This is a genomic window from Dactylosporangium sp. NPDC049525, from assembly GCF_040676755.1.
Lineage (GTDB): Bacteria > Actinomycetota > Actinomycetes > Mycobacteriales > Micromonosporaceae > Dactylosporangium.
Map to the genome: position 1 here is coordinate 59,274 of NZ_JBFAPO010000015.1, position 19,038 is coordinate 78,311.

Annotated in this window: 16 protein-coding genes; 8 read left to right on the top strand and 8 right to left on the bottom strand. The window is 71.9% G+C overall.

What is annotated here, in order from left to right; all coding sequences use genetic code 11:
• Positions 1-266: 266 nt before the first annotated feature.
• Positions 267-617: a hypothetical protein gene (locus tag AB0K00_RS22425; protein WP_363523429.1), complete on the bottom strand. Its 351-nt coding sequence runs from the start codon at positions 615-617 to the stop codon at positions 267-269.
• A gap of 37 nt (positions 618-654) precedes the next feature.
• On the opposite strand from AB0K00_RS22425, the gene AB0K00_RS22430 reads away from it, so the two are divergent.
• The 4 genes from AB0K00_RS22430 to AB0K00_RS22445 all read left to right on the top strand — a co-directional run bounded on the left by AB0K00_RS22430 (position 655) and on the right by AB0K00_RS22445 (position 3,356).
• The gene (locus tag AB0K00_RS22430) at positions 655-777 is read left to right on the top strand and encodes a hypothetical protein (protein ID WP_363523430.1); all 123 of its coding nucleotides are present in this window, start codon (positions 655-657) and stop codon (positions 775-777) included.
• Between the two features lie 465 nt (positions 778-1,242).
• The gene (locus tag AB0K00_RS22435) at positions 1,243-1,542 is read left to right on the top strand and encodes a hypothetical protein (protein ID WP_363523431.1); all 300 of its coding nucleotides are present in this window, start codon (positions 1,243-1,245) and stop codon (positions 1,540-1,542) included.
• Positions 1,542-1,931, top strand: a complete 390-nt coding sequence (locus tag AB0K00_RS22440) for an integrase core domain-containing protein (RefSeq protein WP_363523432.1) — start codon at positions 1,542-1,544, stop codon at positions 1,929-1,931. The genes AB0K00_RS22435 and AB0K00_RS22440 overlap by 1 nt, the downstream gene beginning before the upstream one ends.
• Before the next feature lie 114 nt (positions 1,932-2,045).
• A complete protein-coding gene (locus AB0K00_RS22445; RefSeq protein ID WP_363523433.1) occupies positions 2,046-3,356 on the top strand; it encodes an NAD(P)/FAD-dependent oxidoreductase in 1,311 nt (436 codons plus the stop codon).
• Positions 3,357-3,613: 257 nt separating this feature from the next.
• Here AB0K00_RS22445 and AB0K00_RS22450 read toward each other — a convergent pair whose 3' ends face one another.
• Positions 3,614-5,191 (bottom strand): MFS transporter, encoded by a 1,578-nt coding sequence (locus AB0K00_RS22450; protein ID WP_363523434.1) that lies wholly within the window; start codon positions 5,189-5,191, stop codon positions 3,614-3,616.
• 400 nt (positions 5,192-5,591) lie between these two features.
• Between AB0K00_RS22450 and AB0K00_RS22455 the strand changes: the two genes are divergently transcribed.
• The 3 genes from AB0K00_RS22455 (at position 5,592) to AB0K00_RS22465 (ending at position 10,520) form a co-directional block, all read left to right on the top strand.
• Entirely contained in the window at positions 5,592-8,399 is a 2,808-nt protein-coding gene (locus tag AB0K00_RS22455; protein WP_363523435.1) for an AAA family ATPase, read from the top strand.
• Positions 8,400-8,503: 104 nt separating this feature from the next.
• Positions 8,504-10,084: an FAD-dependent monooxygenase gene (locus AB0K00_RS22460; protein WP_363523436.1), complete on the top strand. Its 1,581-nt coding sequence runs from the start codon at positions 8,504-8,506 to the stop codon at positions 10,082-10,084.
• 49 nt (positions 10,085-10,133) lie between these two features.
• Complete coding sequence (locus tag AB0K00_RS22465) at positions 10,134-10,520, top strand: hypothetical protein (RefSeq protein WP_363523437.1); 387 nt, start codon at positions 10,134-10,136, stop codon at positions 10,518-10,520.
• A gap of 61 nt (positions 10,521-10,581) precedes the next feature.
• Here AB0K00_RS22465 and AB0K00_RS22470 read toward each other — a convergent pair whose 3' ends face one another.
• The gene (locus AB0K00_RS22470) at positions 10,582-12,048 is read right to left on the bottom strand and encodes an FAD-binding oxidoreductase (RefSeq protein ID WP_363523438.1); all 1,467 of its coding nucleotides are present in this window, start codon (positions 12,046-12,048) and stop codon (positions 10,582-10,584) included.
• 145 nt (positions 12,049-12,193) lie between these two features.
• Between AB0K00_RS22470 and AB0K00_RS22475 the strand changes: the two genes are divergently transcribed.
• A complete protein-coding gene (locus tag AB0K00_RS22475) occupies positions 12,194-14,191 on the top strand; it encodes a LuxR C-terminal-related transcriptional regulator (protein WP_363523439.1) in 1,998 nt (665 codons plus the stop codon).
• A 30-nt stretch (positions 14,192-14,221) separates the two neighbouring features.
• On the opposite strand, the gene AB0K00_RS22480 is transcribed toward AB0K00_RS22475, so the two are convergent.
• From AB0K00_RS22480 to AB0K00_RS22500, 5 genes are read right to left on the bottom strand one after another with little or no spacing between them, the layout of a single operon-like run.
• The gene (locus tag AB0K00_RS22480) at positions 14,222-14,875 is read right to left on the bottom strand and encodes an isochorismatase family protein (RefSeq protein ID WP_363523440.1); all 654 of its coding nucleotides are present in this window, start codon (positions 14,873-14,875) and stop codon (positions 14,222-14,224) included.
• Positions 14,876-14,926: 51 nt separating this feature from the next.
• Positions 14,927-15,715: a 2,3-dihydro-2,3-dihydroxybenzoate dehydrogenase gene (locus tag AB0K00_RS22485; protein WP_363523441.1), complete on the bottom strand. Its 789-nt coding sequence runs from the start codon at positions 15,713-15,715 to the stop codon at positions 14,927-14,929.
• Positions 15,716-15,749: 34 nt separating this feature from the next.
• Entirely contained in the window at positions 15,750-16,934 is a 1,185-nt protein-coding gene (locus tag AB0K00_RS22490; RefSeq protein WP_363523442.1) for an FAD-dependent monooxygenase, read from the bottom strand.
• A 15-nt stretch (positions 16,935-16,949) separates the two neighbouring features.
• Positions 16,950-18,263: an AMP-binding protein gene (locus AB0K00_RS22495; RefSeq protein WP_363523443.1), complete on the bottom strand. Its 1,314-nt coding sequence runs from the start codon at positions 18,261-18,263 to the stop codon at positions 16,950-16,952.
• Between the two features lie 16 nt (positions 18,264-18,279).
• Positions 18,280-19,038 (bottom strand): amidohydrolase family protein, encoded by a 759-nt coding sequence (locus AB0K00_RS22500; RefSeq protein ID WP_363523444.1) that lies wholly within the window; start codon positions 19,036-19,038, stop codon positions 18,280-18,282.

A 19,038-nucleotide genomic window follows, 5' to 3' on the forward strand; every position in this document is an offset into this window, starting at 1 on the left:
CACACGCTGTGACGAGCCGTCGCGGTGCGTTCTGTTGACGGCCCGGCCGTGCGCCGGTCGCAGAGGTTAGACCAAAGTCCCCGTGCCGCCGGGCGATTGAACCGCACAATTTCTCGGTAAAGCGTTCCAAATTCGGACGGTGCGGCAGCGCTCACGAATAGCGACCGGAAATTGTCCGCTCCCGTCCCGTCTGCGCCCGAAATACGATTTACGACCAGTGCCGGTAATGTCACGGCATCGGGTAAATCCTCTGGCCAGTTCGGATTTCACCGAAAAGGTCGCCCTTCATCGACGCAGCGTTTCATCGAAACATCGACAATAAGGAGCCACTTGCGAAGCCGTTGATCGATATGGCTGGTACGCGGCTCTCTTGCGTTGGCCGTTCGCAAGATCAAGGCAGGCTTGGCCGATACAGCTGTTGAACCTGTCGAGCTCATAAAACTCGGTTCGGTGGCAGTGACGTGCGATTTGTCCGCCGCCAGACGGTCGGCAGCGACAACGATCCCGGCCAGGAGCGCCTCGCTGTTGTACCTGCTGCTCTGGCGTGCTGCTACGGCGAGCTGACGGGCGATGAGGTTGACGCCGTCGAGCCGTTCGGTGGTCAACGCGCCGCGCATGAGGCGATGTACATACACGCCGGTGCAATGCCGCACGGTGGCGAAGGTCGGCGACACTCAGCACGACATCGTCCTGTACGACGTGGTCAAGGCATTCGCCGCGATGCGGCAGGAGGAACATGCCTGGGGCGATCGCGGGCACGGCGGGTCCGCGCCCTGACGGCGCAGCTGACCCCGGGAGGCCGCGTCGACATCTAGGACACCGGCGGACCTGCTCAGGCCGTCGACAGCCGGATGGGGAATCGGCTCACTCGAGATGATGATGGCGGCCATGGACCATCGAAGACGCAAGGCATCGAGTCCTTCGATGAACTCGCCTCAATCGGCGGGCGGACATTCGTTGAGCCCGTCGAGGATCACCACAGGCGGCGTACCTACGTCAGCCGCGGCGGAGCAGGGGTGTGCACGACTCGGTCGTGAACGGTGCGACAGCACGCGAATGTGCATCGCTGAAGCGTCCGCTGGTTCTCGGCACTCGCAGGCGTAGCACGGCAACCTCATGACGCAGCACCAACAGCTCGGCAGCCATCGCGGACTCGCCGAGCGTCATCTGCGGCAACCAGCTGAACATCCGAACCGCGGTCAGGTACAGCAGCCGAACAACCCGACCTGAGGCCATCGCCGGGTGCAGGGTGAACTGGCTCGGCTGGGCTACCAGGTAGTAGCGGCCAGCACGGTCTGGAAGATCCTGCACCAAGCCGGCGTCGACCCGGCACCCCGCCGGACCGGACCCACCTGGCAGCAGTTCCTCACCACCCAGGCCCACACGATCCTGGCCTGCGACTTCTTCACCGTCGACACCGTGCTCCTCAACGCATCTACGTCCGGTTCTTCATCGAACTCGCCACCCGCCAGATCCACGTCGTCGGTGTCACCGCACATCCCACCGGCGCCTGGGTGGCGCAGCAGGCTCGGAACCCGCTGATGAGTCTCGACCAGCGCGCCGACGGACTGCGGTTCCTGCTGCGTGACCGGGACGCGAAGTTCACCGCGGCGTTCGACGCCGTGTTCACCGCCGCCGGTATCGACGTACTCCGCGCACCACCACAGGCGCCGAGGGCGAACGCCTACGCGGAACGCTGGGTCGGCACGGTACGACGCGAGTGCACCGACCGGATCCTCATCGCCGGCGAACGACACCTGACGAGCGTCCTGACCGAGTACACCACCCACTACAACGGCCACCGACCACACAGATCGCTCGACCAGCAACCACCGAACCCACCACCACAGGTCATCGACCCCACCGCCGCCCGCGTCCAACGACGCCCGATCCCGGGCGGACTGATCAACGAATACACGCAGGCCGCATAGCCGAAACCCGATTTACGAGCCCCACAGGCTCCGGATCGCGCGAACACGGGATGTCCCCGACCGCCCCGGCGGGCACGATCGGCTCAGTTTCAGCCGACATCGTGAGGGGACGACATGAACGACTCCGATCAGAGGCCCGACTCCGTCGACGTGGTGATCATCGGCGCCGGCCCGGGCGGGACGAGCGCCGCCTCGGCCCTGGCCCAGGCCGGCCGGTCGGTGCTGGTGCTCGAGCGCCGGGAGCTGCCGAGGTTCCACATCGGCGAGTCGATGCTGCCCTACACCATGGCGCTGATGGACCGGCTCAAGGCGACCGACCTGATCCGCGAGCAGGGCTACGTCGTCAAGCGCGGCGCCGAGTTCATCTTCCCGGACGGCAACTTCCGCCGGATCGACTTCAGCGACCAGGGGCCGGGCCGCGTCCCCGAGACGATCCAGGTTGAGCGGGCGCACTTCGACAACCTGCTCGCCGGGCACGCCCGGTCCAGCGGTGCCACCGTCCTGGAGCAGGCCAACGTGCAGGAGCTGGTCTTCGAGGGCGACCGGATCGTCGGGGTGCGCTACGAGATGGACGGCACCGTGCGGACCGTCCGGGCGAAGTACGTGATCGACGCCAGCGGTCGCAGCAGCAAGATCGCCCAGCACTACAGGCTGCGCAAGCCGGTGAAGTCGCTGCAGAACGTCGCCGTGTTCCGGCACTACACCGGCCTGGACGAGCGGTACAACCCCGGCTTCGAAGGCGACATCCAGGTCGGCGGCCACCCGGAGGGCTGGCTGTGGGCGATCCCGATCTGGTCCGACACGATCAGCGTCGGCGCGGTCATGGCCCGAACGGTGCTCAGCCAGCGCAAGCCCGACGAGGTGTTCGCCGAGCACCTGGCCCGGTCCCCCCGGGTCGAGCAGCGGCTGACCGGCGCGCAGCCGATCAGCGAGGTGCGGGTCGAGACCGACTACTGCTACTACTCCGACACGCTCGCCGGACCCGGCTGGTTCCTGGTCGGCGACTCGGGTTGCTTCTTCGACCCGATCTTCTCCGGCGGCTTTTTCGTGGCCACGCTGACCGGCGTCAAGGCCGCCGAGGCGGTCGACCGGCTGCTGTCCGAGCCGGACCGTGAGCCCGTCGTACAGGACGAGTTCGAGCGGATGTGCAAGACCGGCCTCGACACCTACCTGCGGATCATCCACGCCTACTACGAGTCGCAGTTCAACCTGGGTCGGTACCTGCGCGGCCTGGGCGCCGACGTGGCCGGCTCGCCGTTCGTGCGGCTGCTGAGCGGCGACTTCTGGAGCGTCGCCAACCCGCTCGGCCAGCTGTTGCGGGAGAACCCGCGGTGGGACACGTTCGCGCCGTTCGAGCGGCTGTACGGCTGCCCCGTCTACCCGGAGTTGGACGCCGCGGAGACGGCCGCGTTGCAGAACAGCTGACCGGCCCGAACCCCGCGACTCCTGGCCCCCGCTTGCCCCTGGCGAGCGGGGGCCGGATGCCCTGTGCCCGAACGTCGAGATCCTGCCTGGCATCCGGACCCGGGTCACGACCTGACATCTGGCAGGTCACCGACCTCGACGCGCCCGCCAACAGCGGCACCCCGTTCGCATCCCGCACAACTTCCACCTGCACCTGGCGGTCCTGAAGATCGCCTGAACCGCCGCCAGGGGTGCGTCCGTGCACCTCCGGCGGCGCGTCAGCCGACCGGCTGGGGCTCGGGCTCGGTCTCGACCAGCGGCAGCCCGGCGGTCTCCAGCCCGGTGCGCCACAGCACGATCGCCGCCGCGGCGACCGGCACCACCGCCGTCACCGCGAGCAAGCCCAGCCCCGGCGCGAGCACCAGGACCGGAACGAGCACGCCGGCCACCTTCGTCGCCGACGCCGCCAGCCCGCCCCCGGTGGCCCGCAGCGCGGTCGGGAAGATCTCGGTCGAGTACGGCGACAGCATCGCGATCATCCCGGCGTTGCCGGCCAGCAGCACCATGAGCAGCACCACCAGCAGGGTCGTGTCATGGGACCGGTCCGGGCGGGCGATGACGAACCCGGCGAGCGCCGCCGCGGTGAGCGCCGAGTACAGCAGCATCGTGCGGCGGCTGCTCCACCGCTCGTACAGCACGGCCGCCACGACCGTCGCGGGCACCGCCAGCAGCGACGCCTCGAACAGCAGCCTGCTGACCCCGGGCCCGTAGACGGGGGTCAGGAACGCCGGCAGGAGCGTCACGAACCCCCAGTTGACCGCGCCCCAGCCGAGGCCGTAGAGGACGACCGCGATCGTGCGGATGCGGTACCGGTCGGACAGCAGCGCACCACGACCCGCCTTCGGCATGACGGGCGACGCGGGCGCCGCAGGGGCGGCGGTGGTGATGCCGTAACGCGCCATGACCCGCTGCGCCTCGGCGGTCCGCCCCGCGGCGAGCAGATAGCGCGGCGACTCCGGCACCCAGCGGCTCAGCAGGAGCAGCAGCAGGCCGGTCGGCGCGCCGAGCAGCCACAGCGCCCGCCAGCTGTAGTGCGGCACCAGCACCGCGGCGGCGCCACTGGCCACCAGGTAGCCGAGGACCGCGCCGAGCCCGCTCTGCACGACCAGGATCGCGCCGCGGTGGCGGCTCGGCACCGACTCCGACATGAGCGAGTAGACAGTCGGGAGCATCCCGCCGGCGGAGGCGCCCATCGCCAGGCACATGACCAGGTTCCAGCCGAAGCTCGGCATCAGCCCGCAGATCGACGTGCTGACATAGATCACCGCGGACAGCATGATCGCGCCGCGCCGCCCGATGAGGTCGGCCAGATATGCCCAGGCGATGGAGCCCACCACCGCACCGGTGATCGACGCGAACGGCAACAGCGCCGCGCGGCCGGTGCTGATCCCGTACTCCGCGGCCATGCCGGGCACGACGAAGCCCAGCGACGCGGGCTTCATGGTGTCTACCACGAGCCCGACGGTGAGCGCGACGACCAGCGCCCAGTGCGCCCGGGTCATTCTGGCCGAGTCCAGCGCGGCGAAGTTCGCGGTGCCGGCGGCGCCGGCGAGCCGCAGGCGCTGCGCCCGGCCGGGCAGCACGGCGCGGACTGCCAGCATCAGCCCCAGCACGATCAGCGTCATGCCGGCCGCCATCGTGCCGCCCATCGGCATGCCCGCCATCACGAAGTCGTGATGGCGGGCCATCACATAGTCCGGCAGGTGCAGCGCGACCCCCGCGAGCACCAGGGCGACGCCCACCCAGAACGACCGCCGGACCGCCATGAGGTCCGGTTCTCCACGTCCGTGCGACATGCGCGCATCCCCTCAATCGTGCCTGACGCCGATTCGGGCCGATCGGATCTGGCCAATGTGCGTCCGGGCCCGCCGGAATCATCCGGGGATCCAGGTGACGGGTGCATCGCGTGATTCAGTGATCGTGGAGGTGGACGCGGTACATCGAAAATGGTTGCTCGTCCGAATGGCCAATTTCTTGAGGAAAACAGGGACGTCAGTCGATCACCCCGGTGAGCTACGGTTGGTCCGGCACCGCGCGTACGAGGAGGACATGCATGGCTGGCGATGTTGCCAGCGATGCGTCTGCTAGGAAGATCTGCCCGTGACCCCGCCGTCCGCACAGGAGAGGTGGTATCAGCACGGCTGAGGTCCAGCGGGATTCCTGACGAGTTCACGCATGCATACGGGGGACTATTTCATGCTGGCTGCCACGTGGCCATTGGTAGGTAGGGACACCACACTCGAAAGCATTCGACCCGCACTTGCAGCGACCGCCGCCGGCGTCGGCGGCTGGGGTTGCGTCGTCGTCGAAGGACCCGCGGGCATCGGAAAGACGCGGCTGCTGGAGGCCGTCGCCGCGGAGGCCGCCGAGCTCGGCGTGGCGCTCGCGTTCGGCCGGGCCAGCGAGCTGGACCGGGTCGCGCCGCTGACCAGCCTGCTGACGACACTGCAGTCCACCGACCCGCCGGATCTGGGCCTGCGGGAGCTCACCACCAGCGACGCCAACCGCTTCCAGCTCATCGACCGGATCGGTGACGCGGTGGAGCGGTACTCGCGGACCCGGCCGCTGCTGATGATCCTCGACGACGCGCACTGGGCCGACGAGGTCTCCGCGCTGGCGCTGCGAATCCTCGTGCCGTCCTGCGCCTCCTTGCCCGTGCTGTGGCTGCTCGCCCGCCGCCAGACGGCGCGGCCGTCGCCGGCACAGGACGCGATCGACTGGCTCATTGACGAGGGGGCGCAGCGGGTCGAGCTGGACCCGTTGCCGGAGGCCGCCGTCGCCGACCTCTGCGCGCAGGTGCTCGGCGCGGTGCCCGACGAGACCGTGATGGCGCTGGCCGCCCGCTCCGGCGGTAACCCGTTCCTGGCGCAGCAGCTGGTGACGGCATTACAGGACACCTGCCAGATGCGGGTCTGCGAAGGCACCGCGACGCTGGTCGGCGACGCGCTGCCGTCCAGCTTCCTGGCCGCCGTGCGGCAGCGGCTGCGCGGGCTGAGCCCCGACGCCCGGCGCATGCTGGAGGTCGGCTCGGTGCTCAAGCGCCCGTTCACCGTGCACGCAGCCGCGCGGATGATGGGCCGCTCCGCGGCCGAACTGCTGACGACCACCGACGAGACCCTCGGCGGCGGTCTGCTCGTCGACCGGGGCTTCGAGCTGGCGTTCCGGCACGACCTGCTGGCCGAGGCGGTCTACGACAACCTGGCGGGGCCGGTCCGCTCGGCGCTGCACCGGGAGGCCGCCGAGGTCGCCCGCGCCGAGAACCGCCCACCGATGGAGATCGCCGAGCACCTGGTCCGCAGCGGCAGCCCGGGCACCGGCGAGGCGCTGGAGATGCTCCGCGACGCCGCCACACAGGTCGCGACCCACACCCCCGGCACTGCGGCCGACCTCATCCTGCGGGCGCTGGACCTGGTCAGCGAGCACGATCCGGCCCGCCCCGCACTGACCGCGGACGCGGTGCGGCTGCTGGCGTCCGCCGGCCGCCTGGTCGAGGCGGGGCAGCTCGGCGAGACGGCGCTGCACAGCGGGCTCGACGCCGCGACCGAGGCGGCGCTGCGCCTGGGCCTGGCCGAGGCGCTCAAGCACGCGGGGCACAACGCCGTGGTCGTGCACCACACCGAACGCGCGCTGGCCCGCAGCGGGGTGCCTGAGCCGCTGATCGCCCGGCTGCTGGCGCTCCAGGCGCACGCGCTGGTGTTCGACGACCCGGACCGCGCGGACCGGGTCGCCGCCGATGCGGTCCGCCTGGGCACCGAGGTCGGCGAGCACACCGCGTCGGTCTTCGCCGGGGTCGCCCGCAGCGTCGTGGCCCGGGTCCGGGGCAACCTGGAGGAGGCGGTCGAGCACGCCGAGTGGGCCACCGGCCTGGCCGACCGGGTCGGTGGCGAGGCGCACCACCGCCATCCGCGGCTGTGGCTCGGCTGCGCGCTCGCCACCCTGGACCGGTTCGACGAGGCCGAGGCGATGTACACCACGGGCCAGCGTGAGGCCCAGCAGATGGGCACCGCCTGGTCGCAGCCGCTGTGGCACTTCTACCGCGCCTCGTTGCTGCTCGGGGCGGGCCATCTGGCCGATGCGGAGACCGAGGCCGAGGCAGGAGTGCGGATCGCCGAGCAGCTCACCGCGCTTCAGATGAGCATCCCGCTGCTCACGATCATCGCACAGGTCGCGATCCGCCGGGCCCAGGTGACCGTTGCCCGTAACCACCTGCAGCGCGCGCAGCAGCTGCTCGCCGACGGCATCACCGTCGCGCGGGAGGACCTGACCTGGTCGATGGCGCAGCTGCGGGACCTGACCGGGGAGACGGCGGCGACCCGCGACCTGCTCGGCTCGCTGTGCGAGGTGCTGCCGGACCGCAAGCTGCTGCTGGCCAACGACCCCGGGGCGGGACCGGCGCTGGTGCGCATCGCCTTGCGGGCCTGCGCTGCGGAGCACGCCAAGACCGCGACGGTCACCATGCGGCAGCTGGCCGATCGCAGCCCGGGCGTCGCCTCGCTCGCCGGTGCCGCCGCGCACGCCGAGGGCCTGCTGTATCAGGACGTCGGCGCGTTGCGCGAGGCGGTGCTGTACTACCGGCTCAGCCCCCGCCCGCTGGCGAGCGCGAGCGCGATCGAGGACCTGGCGGTCGCCGAGTACCTCGCCGGCCACCGGCACCAGGGGGTGGAGCTGTTCGACGAGGCCGTCGGCCTGTACCGGGCCTGCGGCGCCCAGCTCGACGTCGCCCGGGTGTACAAGCGGCTCCGCACGTTCGGGGTCAGGCGGGTCGCGGTCGTCGAGCCCGGCTCGGAGGACAGCTGGGGCAGCCTCACCCAGTCCGAACTGCGGGTGGTGAGGCTGGTCGCCGAGGGCCTGACCAACCGCGACGTCGCCGACCGGCTGTACCTGTCACCGCACACCGTGGACAGCCACCTCCGGCACGTGTTCACGAAGCTCGGCGTGCGCAGCCGGGTGGAGCTGACCCGCAAGTTCGTGGCGGAGGACGGAATCGGCCAGGACGCGGCCTGAACGAGGGCGGATATCCCGTGAAGACGTCATGACGGGACCTACCGCCGATCGAGATCCTTCCCTGCAGGCGGTCACGCGGCCGCCCGCAGGGAGGAGCAGCAGCCTTGAGCACACACGATGAGCGGGTCCTGGTGGTCGGGGCTGGGCCGGTGGGCGCGGTCCTCGCTCTGGAGCTCGCCCGCCACGGCATACCGAGCGTGCTCGTCGAACGCTCGACGGGCCCGTCCAGACACCCGAAGATGGACTACGTCAACGGCCGCAGCATGGAGCTGCTGCGCCGGTTGGGTCTCGCCGAGGAGATCCGGGCCCGCGGCATCGGCGCCGAGCATCAGGCGAACTTCCTGTGGACGCGGGGGTTCCAGGAGCCGCCCGTGCGGACGTGGCAGCACGAGTCGGTCGCCGGCGTCGCCGCTCGCCTCGCCACCGTCAACGACGGCACCGCGCCGCTGGAGCCGTACCAGCGGGTGCAGGGCTCCCTGCTGGAGGAGATCGTGCGCCGCGAGGCCCGCGACCACCCGCTCGTCGATCTGGTCGAGGGATGGGCGTTCACCGACCTGGAGGACACCGGCGACGGTGTCGTGGTGTCCCTCGCGGGACCCGGCGGCCAGGTGCGGACGGTCCGGGCGCCGTACGTCGCCGCCTGCGACGGCGCGAACAGCACCGTCCGCCGGTGTCTGGGCATCCCGGTCGAGGAGACCGGACCGAAGGCCCGCAACTGCTCGGTCTACTTCCGCAGCACCGACCCGGCGCTGCGGCGGCACGGCCGGGCGTTCGTGACGATCTCGGCGCGGGGGCTGACGCTGGTGTCCCGCGACGAGGCCGACACCTGGACCGGCAGCATCCCGCTGCACGGCGACGGGCCCTTCACCGCCGACCCGGTCGAGACGATGCGGCAGCGGCTCGGGACCGACTTCGCGGTCGACGAGGTGCTCAACGTCGCGGTCTGGGAGGGGTCACTGTCGGTGGCTTCGACGTACCGCAGCGGCTCGGTCTTCCTCGTCGGCGACTCCGCGCACCACTTCTTCCCCACTGGCGGGCACGGCGCGAACACCGGCCTCGCCGACGCCGTCGACCTCGGCTGGAAGCTCGCCGCCGTGCTGCACGGCTGGGGCGGGCCGCGGCTGCTGGCCAGCTACGAGGCCGAGCGGCGGCCGGTGGCGCTGTTCAACCGGGAGATGTGCGCCAACCTGCTGGAGGTCTGGCGGCGGTTCGCCCGGATGGTCGCCGACGGCGCGTCCCGGGAGCACCTGGGCGGGTTCCTGGACGCCGAGGTGTACCAGCTCGACAACGTCGGCGTGCACTTCGGCTACCGGTACAGCGACTCGCCCGTCATCTGGCCCGAGCAGGGCACCCCGCCGCCGTGGCGCTGGCACGAGATCGTCCCGACGACCTGGCCTGGCAGCCGCGCTCCGTCGCTGCGGCTGGCGGACGGAACCGACATCTTCGACCGGCTCGGCACCGGCCTCACCCTCGTGGACTTCACCGGTGGCGACACGGGCGCCGCTCTGGTGAAGGAGGCGCTGGAACACGGGGTGCCGATGGAGCACCTCGCCGTCGACGATGCCGCGCGCGCCGTCTGGGAACGCGACCTCGTGCTGGTGCGCCCCGACCAGCACGTCGCGTGGCGCGGCGACGCGGCGCCGGAGCACTGGGCCGGGGTGCTCGACCACATCCGCGGTCACTGACCCGCACACGTTTCCCGTTCTGTCCGCAAGCTCCTACAGGGAGGCACCAATGTCCAAAGTGGTCAAGTACGTCGCGCGGCCGGTCCGCCGCGAGGTGTTCAAGAACGGCGACGCCGAGGTCAACCTCGGTGACCGCAGCGTCTTCACGCACGACCTCTTCGTCGACGACGAGAAGGTCGGCTTCGACGGCGGGGTGTGCACGGTGGTGCGCCTGGAGGACGGCGCGTCCTACATCCTGTGCAACGTGACGATGCAGCTGCCGGACGGCACGATCGCGTTCCAGACGTTCCTGGACGAGAAGTTCCCGCCGCCGCCGTTCTTCACCGCCATCACCGGCGGCACCGGTGCGTACAAGGGCGCCAGCGGCGAGATGCACATCGACCCGGCCAGCCCCGACACCCACTTCTACACGGTGTACCTCGACGGCACCGACTGACGCACGGCACGAAGCAGGGCGGCGACCCGGTCGGGTCGCCGCCCTGCTCGGCATCTCGGGGTCACACTGACGGCGGGATGTTGTGGTTGACGCGAAACACGTTCTCCGGGTCGTAGGCGCGCTTCACGCCGACGATGCGGCGGTAGTCGGCCTCGGTGTAGGCCGACCGCACCCGGGCCGGTGCGGCGTCGTGCGTGCCCATGAAGTTCAGCGCTGCGCCGCCCGTCGTCCACGGCGCCAGGCGCGCGAGGATCTCGTCGGCGTAGCCGGCGACCGCGTGCGGGTCCGCCGGCGGGCAGACCGCGGCGAGGTACAGCAGGAACCCCGCGTCGCGGTGGCCGACGGCGTTCGGCACCTCCGGCGCCCGGCCCAGCGCGCCACCGAGGTGCCGCAGCTCCACCAGCGTCATCGGGCACGTGCTGTCCGGACCGGCCAGGTCCACGAGCGCGTCGACCGCGTCCTCGTCCAGCTCGCGCAGGTAGGCGGTGCGCTCGTACAGGCCGAACGGCTCCAACGGGTCCGCGTGGATCGACCCGGACGCGGTGTACGGCATCTCCGCGACCGTGTCCAGCATCGTCACCGCGGCCTCCCGCAGCGGGCGGACCAGGCGCTCACCCTCGGCGGCCGTGCCGTTGTACGCAATGCGGACGTGGACGACGAACCTGCCCCGCAGGCGGTCCGGCAGCTGCGGCTGCCACGGGAATCGGGTCAGGGCGATCGACGACGTCATCGCGTCGGGCAACGACCGCGCCCACCGGCGGTAGGCGTTGAACACCTGCGGCGCGGAGCTGGCCCTGAAGTAGAGGCCGCCACCGTACAGCCTGGGTACCGGGAACAGGTCGATCTCCAGCGAGGTGACGACGCCGAAGTTACCCTTACCGCCGCGTAGCGCCCAGAACAGGTCGGCGTACTGCTGCGGCGACACCTGCCGTTGCATCCCGTGCGCGGTCACGATGTCCACGCCCCGCACGTGGTCGGCGGCGTAGCCGAACGAGCGGCCGAGCAGTCCCAGGCCGCCGCCGAGGGTGTAGCCCACGACGCCGACGTGCGGGGCGGACCCGCTCAGCGGCGCCAGCCCGAACGCGGCAGCTTCGTGGATGACCCGGTCCCAGCGCACCCCCGCCTCGACCCGCGCCACCCGGTTGAACGGGTCGACCCGGACCCCCTGCATGCGCCGGGTGCTGACGAGCAGCGCACCGTCGGCGGCCACCGCCGCGCCGTGGCCGGTGCTGAGCACCCCGACCGGCAGCCCGTGCGTGGTCGCGAACGCGACCGCGGCCATCACGTCGGCGGGGCCGTCGGCGCCCACGACGACCGCGGGCCGGTGCTCCAGCATCGTGTTGTAGCCGGACCGCTCGTCGTCGTAGCCGGCGTCGCCGGGCAGGAACAGCGGGCCGTGCAGGCGCGGCGCGAGCTGCGCCACCGCGTTCTCCCGGATCGTCGCGTCGGCCCAGGCGAGCTGCCCGGCCCGGGTGTCCGCGGGATGTACGGCGCGGACCTCGGCGGCACGCGTTGTCGTGGCGCTCAACCTGACTCCCTCGTTGGCCGGTAGTGCACAGGGCGTCAGTCTGCCGAGCCGGGTCCACGCCGAGCATCCCGTGATCGCGTGATTGGGTTGGGCCCCGATGTACGGCAGGCTGGGCTTTCGACAGCCGGTCGCACAGGGGGCGAGTGTGTCTGTACGGACGGGACGACGGGAACCGGAACTGCTGGAGCCGGCCGGGCGTCCGGGCCCGGCCGAGGTGCCCGGTGACGGCGGATCGATCGAGATGGTCGTGCACGCGCGGCTGCGTGCGGTGTCGCTGCGGTGCCGGCAGCTGCTGCAGGTCGGAGCGGCCCTCGGCAACGTCTTCGCGCTGCGGGACGCGGCCGAGATGTTGCGCGAGACGACCGCGACGTTGCTGCCGGCGCTGGAGGAGGCCCTCGCCGCCGGTCTGCTGGTGTCGACGGCGGACCATCTGGCGTTCGGTCAGGAGCTCGTCTGGCAGGTCGTGGCGGACTCGATCCCCGGCTCCGCCCGCCAGGCGCTGCACCGCGAGATCGGGCTGATGCTGGTCGCCCGCGGCGACCGCGGCGACCGCGGCGACCCGCCCGGCGGGTCCGCGGTGTCGGCGCGCCGCCTGGCGTCGGCCGCGCCCGAGGCCGTCGACGCCCACCTCGCCTCCGGGCACCTGGCGTCGGCGACGGCGCTCGCCGCCGGCGCATTGGCCCAGCCGATGCCCACGCACGTCGCCGCCGAGCTGCGGTGCCGGCTGGCGCACATCCTCATCATGAGCGGCCAGGCCGGGCAGGCGACCGCGCTGGCCGGGAAGGTGCTCGCGGAGCCGCACCTGCCGGCGCACGTGCGGGAGAACGCCACCGCCGCCCGGGTCCTGGCGCTGTCGCTGCACGACGAGCCGGGCGCCCGCGCCGTCGCGCTGTCCATCGTGGACGGCGGGGAGCGACGCCAGGGCGACCCGGCGTACGTCACGGCGAAGACGGTGCTGTCCAACCTCGCTTGGGACGGTGGGTGCCTGGCGGACAGCATGCGGCTGGCCCGCGAGTCGGTCGAGGCCATCACCGAGGGCACCCCGTCGGCGTGGTGCACCCATGCCCGCTTGGCGCTGGCCCGCAAGCTGTCCACCCGGCGGGAGTTCCCGGAGGCGGCCGAGCTGATCCGCCAGACCCAGGCGGAGATCGACCGCTTCGGCATCGCCCTGCACGCGGCTGCCCCGCCGATCGCCCGGGCCAGGCTGCTGGCGCAGGAGGGCCGGATCGCCGAGGCGCGGTCGGAGGCCTGGTCGGCGCTGTCGGCCGCGCAGGAACTCGGCGCGGAGATGCTCATCCCGCTCGCCTTCTCGGTCCTGGCCACCGTCGCCCTGCGGTCCGGTGACCTGCTGGCCGCCGCGGACCACGTGCGGCGCTACCGGGCGCACCTGGAGGCCGGGACCGCTCCGCTGTGGTCGGTGCAGTACGAGTGGGTCGAGGTGCTGCTCGCCGCCGAGCAGGACGGCCCCAGGCGGGCGGCGGAACTGCTGGCCGGCCGGTTCGCGGGCCTCGCCCGGCGCCCGGCGCTGTTCGTCGAGGAGCCCGGCGCCGCCGCGTGGCTGGTCCGGCTCGGGCGCGCGGTCGGCGACGACGGGCTCGCCCGTGCCGCCGTCGCCGCGGCCGAGACGCTCGCCGCGGCCAACCCGGGCTTCCCGACGCTGCTCGCCGGCGCGGTGCACGCCCGGGCGCTGCTGCACGGCGACGCCGACGGGCTGCGCCGCGCCGCCGACGAGCACTGCGACCCGTGGGCCGCCGCCTGGGCCGCCGAGGACCTCGGGCTCGCCGGCGGCCCCGTGGCCGTCGCCACGCTGGAGACCGCCCTCGGCGGCTTCGAGTGGATGGGTGCCGGCCGGGACGCCGCGAGGGTGCGCAACCACCTGCGGTCCTTAGGCGTCCGTCGCCGGGCGGTCGGACCCGGCGGCGGCTCGTCGCACGGCTGGGACAGCCTGAGCGAGACCGAACGGACCATTTCCCACCTGGTCAACCAGGGTCTCACCAACCGGCAGATCGCGAAGCGAGTGTTCCTGTCCCCGCACACCGTCAACTACCACCTGCGGCAGATCTTCCGGAAGCTGTCGATCGGCTCCCGGGTGGACCTCGCCAGGATTACCCAGCAGCACGACACGGTCCGCGACGACGGGTAGCCGGCGCGGACCGTGTACGGATGCTGTACCTCACCGCACCTGGAGCGGGGCCTCCTGGAGGCGCTCGAGGATCTGGGTGGTGGAGGCGACGACGGCGCACCGGCGGGCGGCGTAGTCGATCGCCATCCGGTGGTCCTCAGCGGTGAAGTCGGCGACCGCGTCCGCGACCAGGAACGGCTGGATGTCGCGGCTGAACGCGTCGGACACGGTCATCAGGCACCCGACATGGGCGTAGACGCCGCAGACGATCAGCTGGTCCCGGCCCGCGCTGCTGAGCAGCTCCTCCAGCGGCGAGCGGTGGAAGGCGCTGTAGCGCCACTTCGTCAGGATCACGTCGTTGGGAGCCGGGGCGATCCCGTCCACGACCTGCCGGTCGGCGGGGGTGGCGTCCATGCCCTTGCCCCATACGTCGAACAGCAGGCCCCGGTCCTCGCGGGTCATCGCGCCGGGCTGCGCGGTGTACATGACCGGCATCCCGAGCGCCGTCATGGTCCGCTTGAGCCGGGCGATGTTGGCAACCAACCGGTCGACGAGCTCGCCCGGCGGGAAGAAGTTCACGAAGTACCGCTGCATGTCGTGGATCAGCAGGACGGCACGGGCCGGGTCGGGGCGCCAGCCGGCGACGCTGGCCGGCAGCTCCGACTCCTCCGGCATGGCATACGCGGTGATCGGCGGGATGGCCATGGATGTCTGGTCCTCTCCTGAAGACGACAGCGGGGCGGCGGTGCCGGACGGTCAGCCGCCCAGCACCGCCCCGCCGTCGACGAAGATCTCCTGCATCGTGATGTGCCGGGCCCGGTCGGAGGCGAGGAAGATCACGGCGTCGGCGACGTCCGCCGGCTCCGCCAGGCGCCGTAACGGGATGCCGACCTTGAACAACGCCGGGGCGCCGGCGATCACGCCCGCCGCGTCGCTGCCCGCGTCGGACAGCATGGATCGCAGCATCGCGGTGTCCGTCGAGCCGGGCGACACGATGTTGCACCGGATGTCGTGCCCGGACAGTTCCAGCCCCAGGCACTTCGTGAAGTGGGTCGCGGCCGCTTTCGACGCGGCGTACGCGGCCATGTGCATGCGCGGCACCCCGCCCGCGTTGGATGCGATGGTGACGATCGAGCCGGACCGGCGCTGGACCATGGCCCGTGCGACGGCCCGGGACAGGTGGAAGACCCCGGTTGCGTTGACCGCGAAGATGTCGGCCCAGTCCTGGTCGCTGCACTCCACGATCGGCCCGGTCCGCAGCACGCCGGCCACGTTGACCAGCACGCCGACCGGTCCGAGCTCGTGCTCGACCCGCTTGACGACGGTGTTCACGGCGGTGCTGTCGCGCACGTCGAGCTGATACGCCGCCGCCTGGTGCCCGAGCCCGACCAGCTCGGCGGCGACCCGGTCGGCCCCCGCCGCGTCGACGTCGAGCACCGCGACCAGCGCGCCGTGCTCGGCCAGCGAACGCGCCACCGCGAGCCCGATGCCCTGGGCAGAGCCGGTGACGATGGCCACCTTGCCGTCCATCGATCCTATCTGCATGTCCCCGTGTCCCTTCATCGTGCGGTCCAGGCGGTCAGGCCCCGACCGCCTCCTCGGCGTCGTAGCCGTACAGCCAGGCCTGGCCGCGCAGCCCCCACAGCTCGTCCATGGCCTGGTCGCGTTGCCGCTGCTCCTCACCCTCGGCGAGGTGGTGGTTGCGGGCGTTCTCCCGCATCGTGCGGTGCACGGCCTCGGTCCTGGGTCGACGGACCTCCTCGTAGCGCTTCAGTGCCGCCGGGATGTCCTCGGTTGTCGCCGCGCGCAGGCACACGGCGAGGGCCGCGGCGTCCTCGATCGCCTGGTTCGCGCCCTGCGCGCCGAACGGCAGCATCGGGTGCGCGGCGTCGCCGACCAGGGTGACCCGGTCGCTGCTCCACCGCTGGACCGTGTCGCGGTCGTGGATCGCCCAGCGGGTCACCGTGTCGGCGGCGCCGACGACCTCGCGGACCTGGTCGTTCCATCCGGTGTACGCCGTGAGGACGTCCTCCACCCGACCGGCGGCGGTCCACGACTCGGTCTGCCAACCGTCCGCCGGGATCGTCGCCACGAAACTGACCGACCGCCCGGCCCAGACCGGATAGCAGACGCAGTGCTGGCCCGGGCCGAGCCAGATGAGGACCTTCGGCTCACGCAGCAGCCGCGGCAGCCGGTCCGACGGCACCAGACCGCGGTAGACGGTCTGCCCGGAGAAGCGGGGCTCGTCGCCGACGAGCAGATCCCGGACCACCGAGTGGATCCCGTCGGCGCCGACCACCACGTCGGCGGTGACCGTGGAGCCGTCGTCGAAGCGGAGCACCACGTCGTCGGGGCGCTCTTCGACCGACGCCAGCCGCCGCCCGAGCCGCACCACTCCCGGCGGGAGCAACCGCAGCAGGCCGCGGTGCAGGTCGGCGCGGCGCGCGCTGTAATACGGTGCGCCGTACATGCTCTCGCAGACGGACCCGAGGACCGTGCGCATCAGCACCGCGTCGCTGTCCCAGCGGCGCATCTCGATCGCCGCGGGCCGGACGCCCACGCTGTCCAGATACGGGCCGAGCCCGAGCCGCAACAGCAGCCGGGTGGCGTTCGGGGAGATCTGGATGCCCGCGCCGACCTCCCCGAGCGTCCGGGTCTGCTCGTACACCTGGCAATGCACGCCTGCACCGTTGAGTGCGGCAGCGACCGTCAGGCCGGCGATCCCGGCTCCTACGACGGCGACGTGAACCTTGTCCGTGCGCATTGTGCCCCTCACAGGTCAGTAGTAGAGCAACGCCTTGCCCCAGTCCTCGTCGGCGCCGAAGAGGCTGCGGGGCTTGACCACGTCATGCACGGCGGTCAGCAGGTGCAGCGGGACGAGGCTGCCGGGCGGCACCCCCACGACGTCGGCGTCGATGCCGTACTCCTCACGGACCGCCGCGGCCAGGGCGAGGCACGCGCCGTCGCGCCGGGCGTCGGGCACCTCGATCTCCACCGTGAGCCGCTGCGGTTCCGCCTTGGCCCGCCAGAACAGCACCTCGTCCTGCACGGGCAGCGAGAACACCAGCTCCTCGAGCCGCTGCTGGGTGACGTTCGCGGCGCCGACCGGGTAGCGGAACGCGGACCGGCCCAGCACCCGCACCGTCGGCAGGTGCCAGCCGCACGGGCAGCCGTCGTAGGACACCTCGACGTTGTCCTCGAGGTTGTACCGCAGCAGCGGCATCGCCTCGCGGAAGAGCGGGGTGACGACGAGCTGCCCGCTGCCGTCCGGGCTGGTGCGCCCGGTCGCCGGGTCGTGCACCTCGAAGATCGCCCGGTCGGCCCACAGGTGCAGGTGGCCGTGCGGGCACTCGCCGGCGAGGCTGCCGGTCTCGGTCGAGCCGTACTCCTCGACGACCGGCACGCCCCAGATCTCGCTGATCCGCCGGCGGCGCGCCGGGCTGAGCGGCTCGCCGCCGACGAACAGCGCCCGCAGCGCCGGGAAGTCGGTGCCCGGCCGGTGCCCGGCGGCCCGCGCCGCGGCGGCCCACAGCAGCGTCTCCGTCGGCATCGACCAGGTGAGCGTCACGTCGAGGTCGTGCAGGACCCGCACCACCCGCGAGTACGGCATGGCGAGGGACCGGTTGTCTCCGGGCACGACGGTGGCGCCGACCGCCCTGGCCGACGCGTGCGCGAGGTGCCCGGTGATCATCAGGGCGTACGGGGTGCGGACCAGGAACGTGTCCGAGGCGTCCATGCCGACCCACTTGCGGCCGTACCGGTCGGTCAGGTCGACCCAGTCCTCCTCGGTGTAGTACGAGGGGGTCGGCTGGCCGGCCGTGCCGCTGGACTCGTGGTAGGTCGCCAGTCGCTCCTTCGGCACCGCCAGCATCCCGAACGGGTAGTTGTCCCGCAGGTCCTGCTTCGTGGTCAGTGGCAGCGCCAGCAGGTCGGCGCGGCTCGCCGGTACACCGGCGCCGAAACGACGCGAGTAGAACGGTGAGGCGGCCGCCCAGCGCAGCAACTGCCCAACCTGCTGGTCCTGGATCGCGAGCAGCTCGTCGGTGCCGCCCCACTGCCCGAGCTGCGGCAGCCTGGTCAGGATCTCGGTCATACCCTCTCCTCCTCGGTCATGCCCTCTCCTCGGACGGGTCGAGCAGGCGGTGCCCGTTGTCCCAGGCGATCCGCTGCCAGTCGGCCGGGCCGAGGCCGAGCGCGTCGAACTTCGCCAGCTCGACCCGGGGGTGTTGCAGTGGGTACTCGGTGCCGAACAGCACCCGCCCGGCGCCGAGCCGCTCGACCGCCGCCCCGGCCACCCCGGTGTAGCAGCCGGACGTCTCGGCGACGATGTTCGGCGTGTCGACGACCCGGCTCACCGCGTTGACGTCGATGCCGACGAAGCCGCAGTGCCCGAGCACGAACGTCACCTCCGGGAACTTCCCGGCGAGCGTCACGAGGTCGGCGACGCCGGCACCCGGGCGGCCGAGGCACACGATGTACACCGGGTGCCGGTGCTCCGCGGCGACCTCGACGAACGCGGTGTTGCGCACGTCGGTGAGGGGCACGCCGTGCACCGCCGGGGACAGCTCCAAGCCGCGGAAGCCGGCGGCGTCGCGGTACCGCCCGGCCGTGCGGTGCGGGTTGCCGAACCAGAACGGCACGAGCCGTCCGTCGGAGCCCTCGCACGCGTCCAGGACTGCCTGGTTGTCGGCGTCGGCCTCGATGTGGCCACCCTCGACCACGTGCCGGGACAGGCGCTCCAGGTCGATCATGCCGCCGGCGACGACGACCGCGCGAGTGATGCCGCAGTTGTCCATCGTGGCCAGCATCCGTGCGGCGGCCTGCGGGTGCGGGCCGAGCCGGGCGTGGAAGTCCAGGATGTCCGTCAA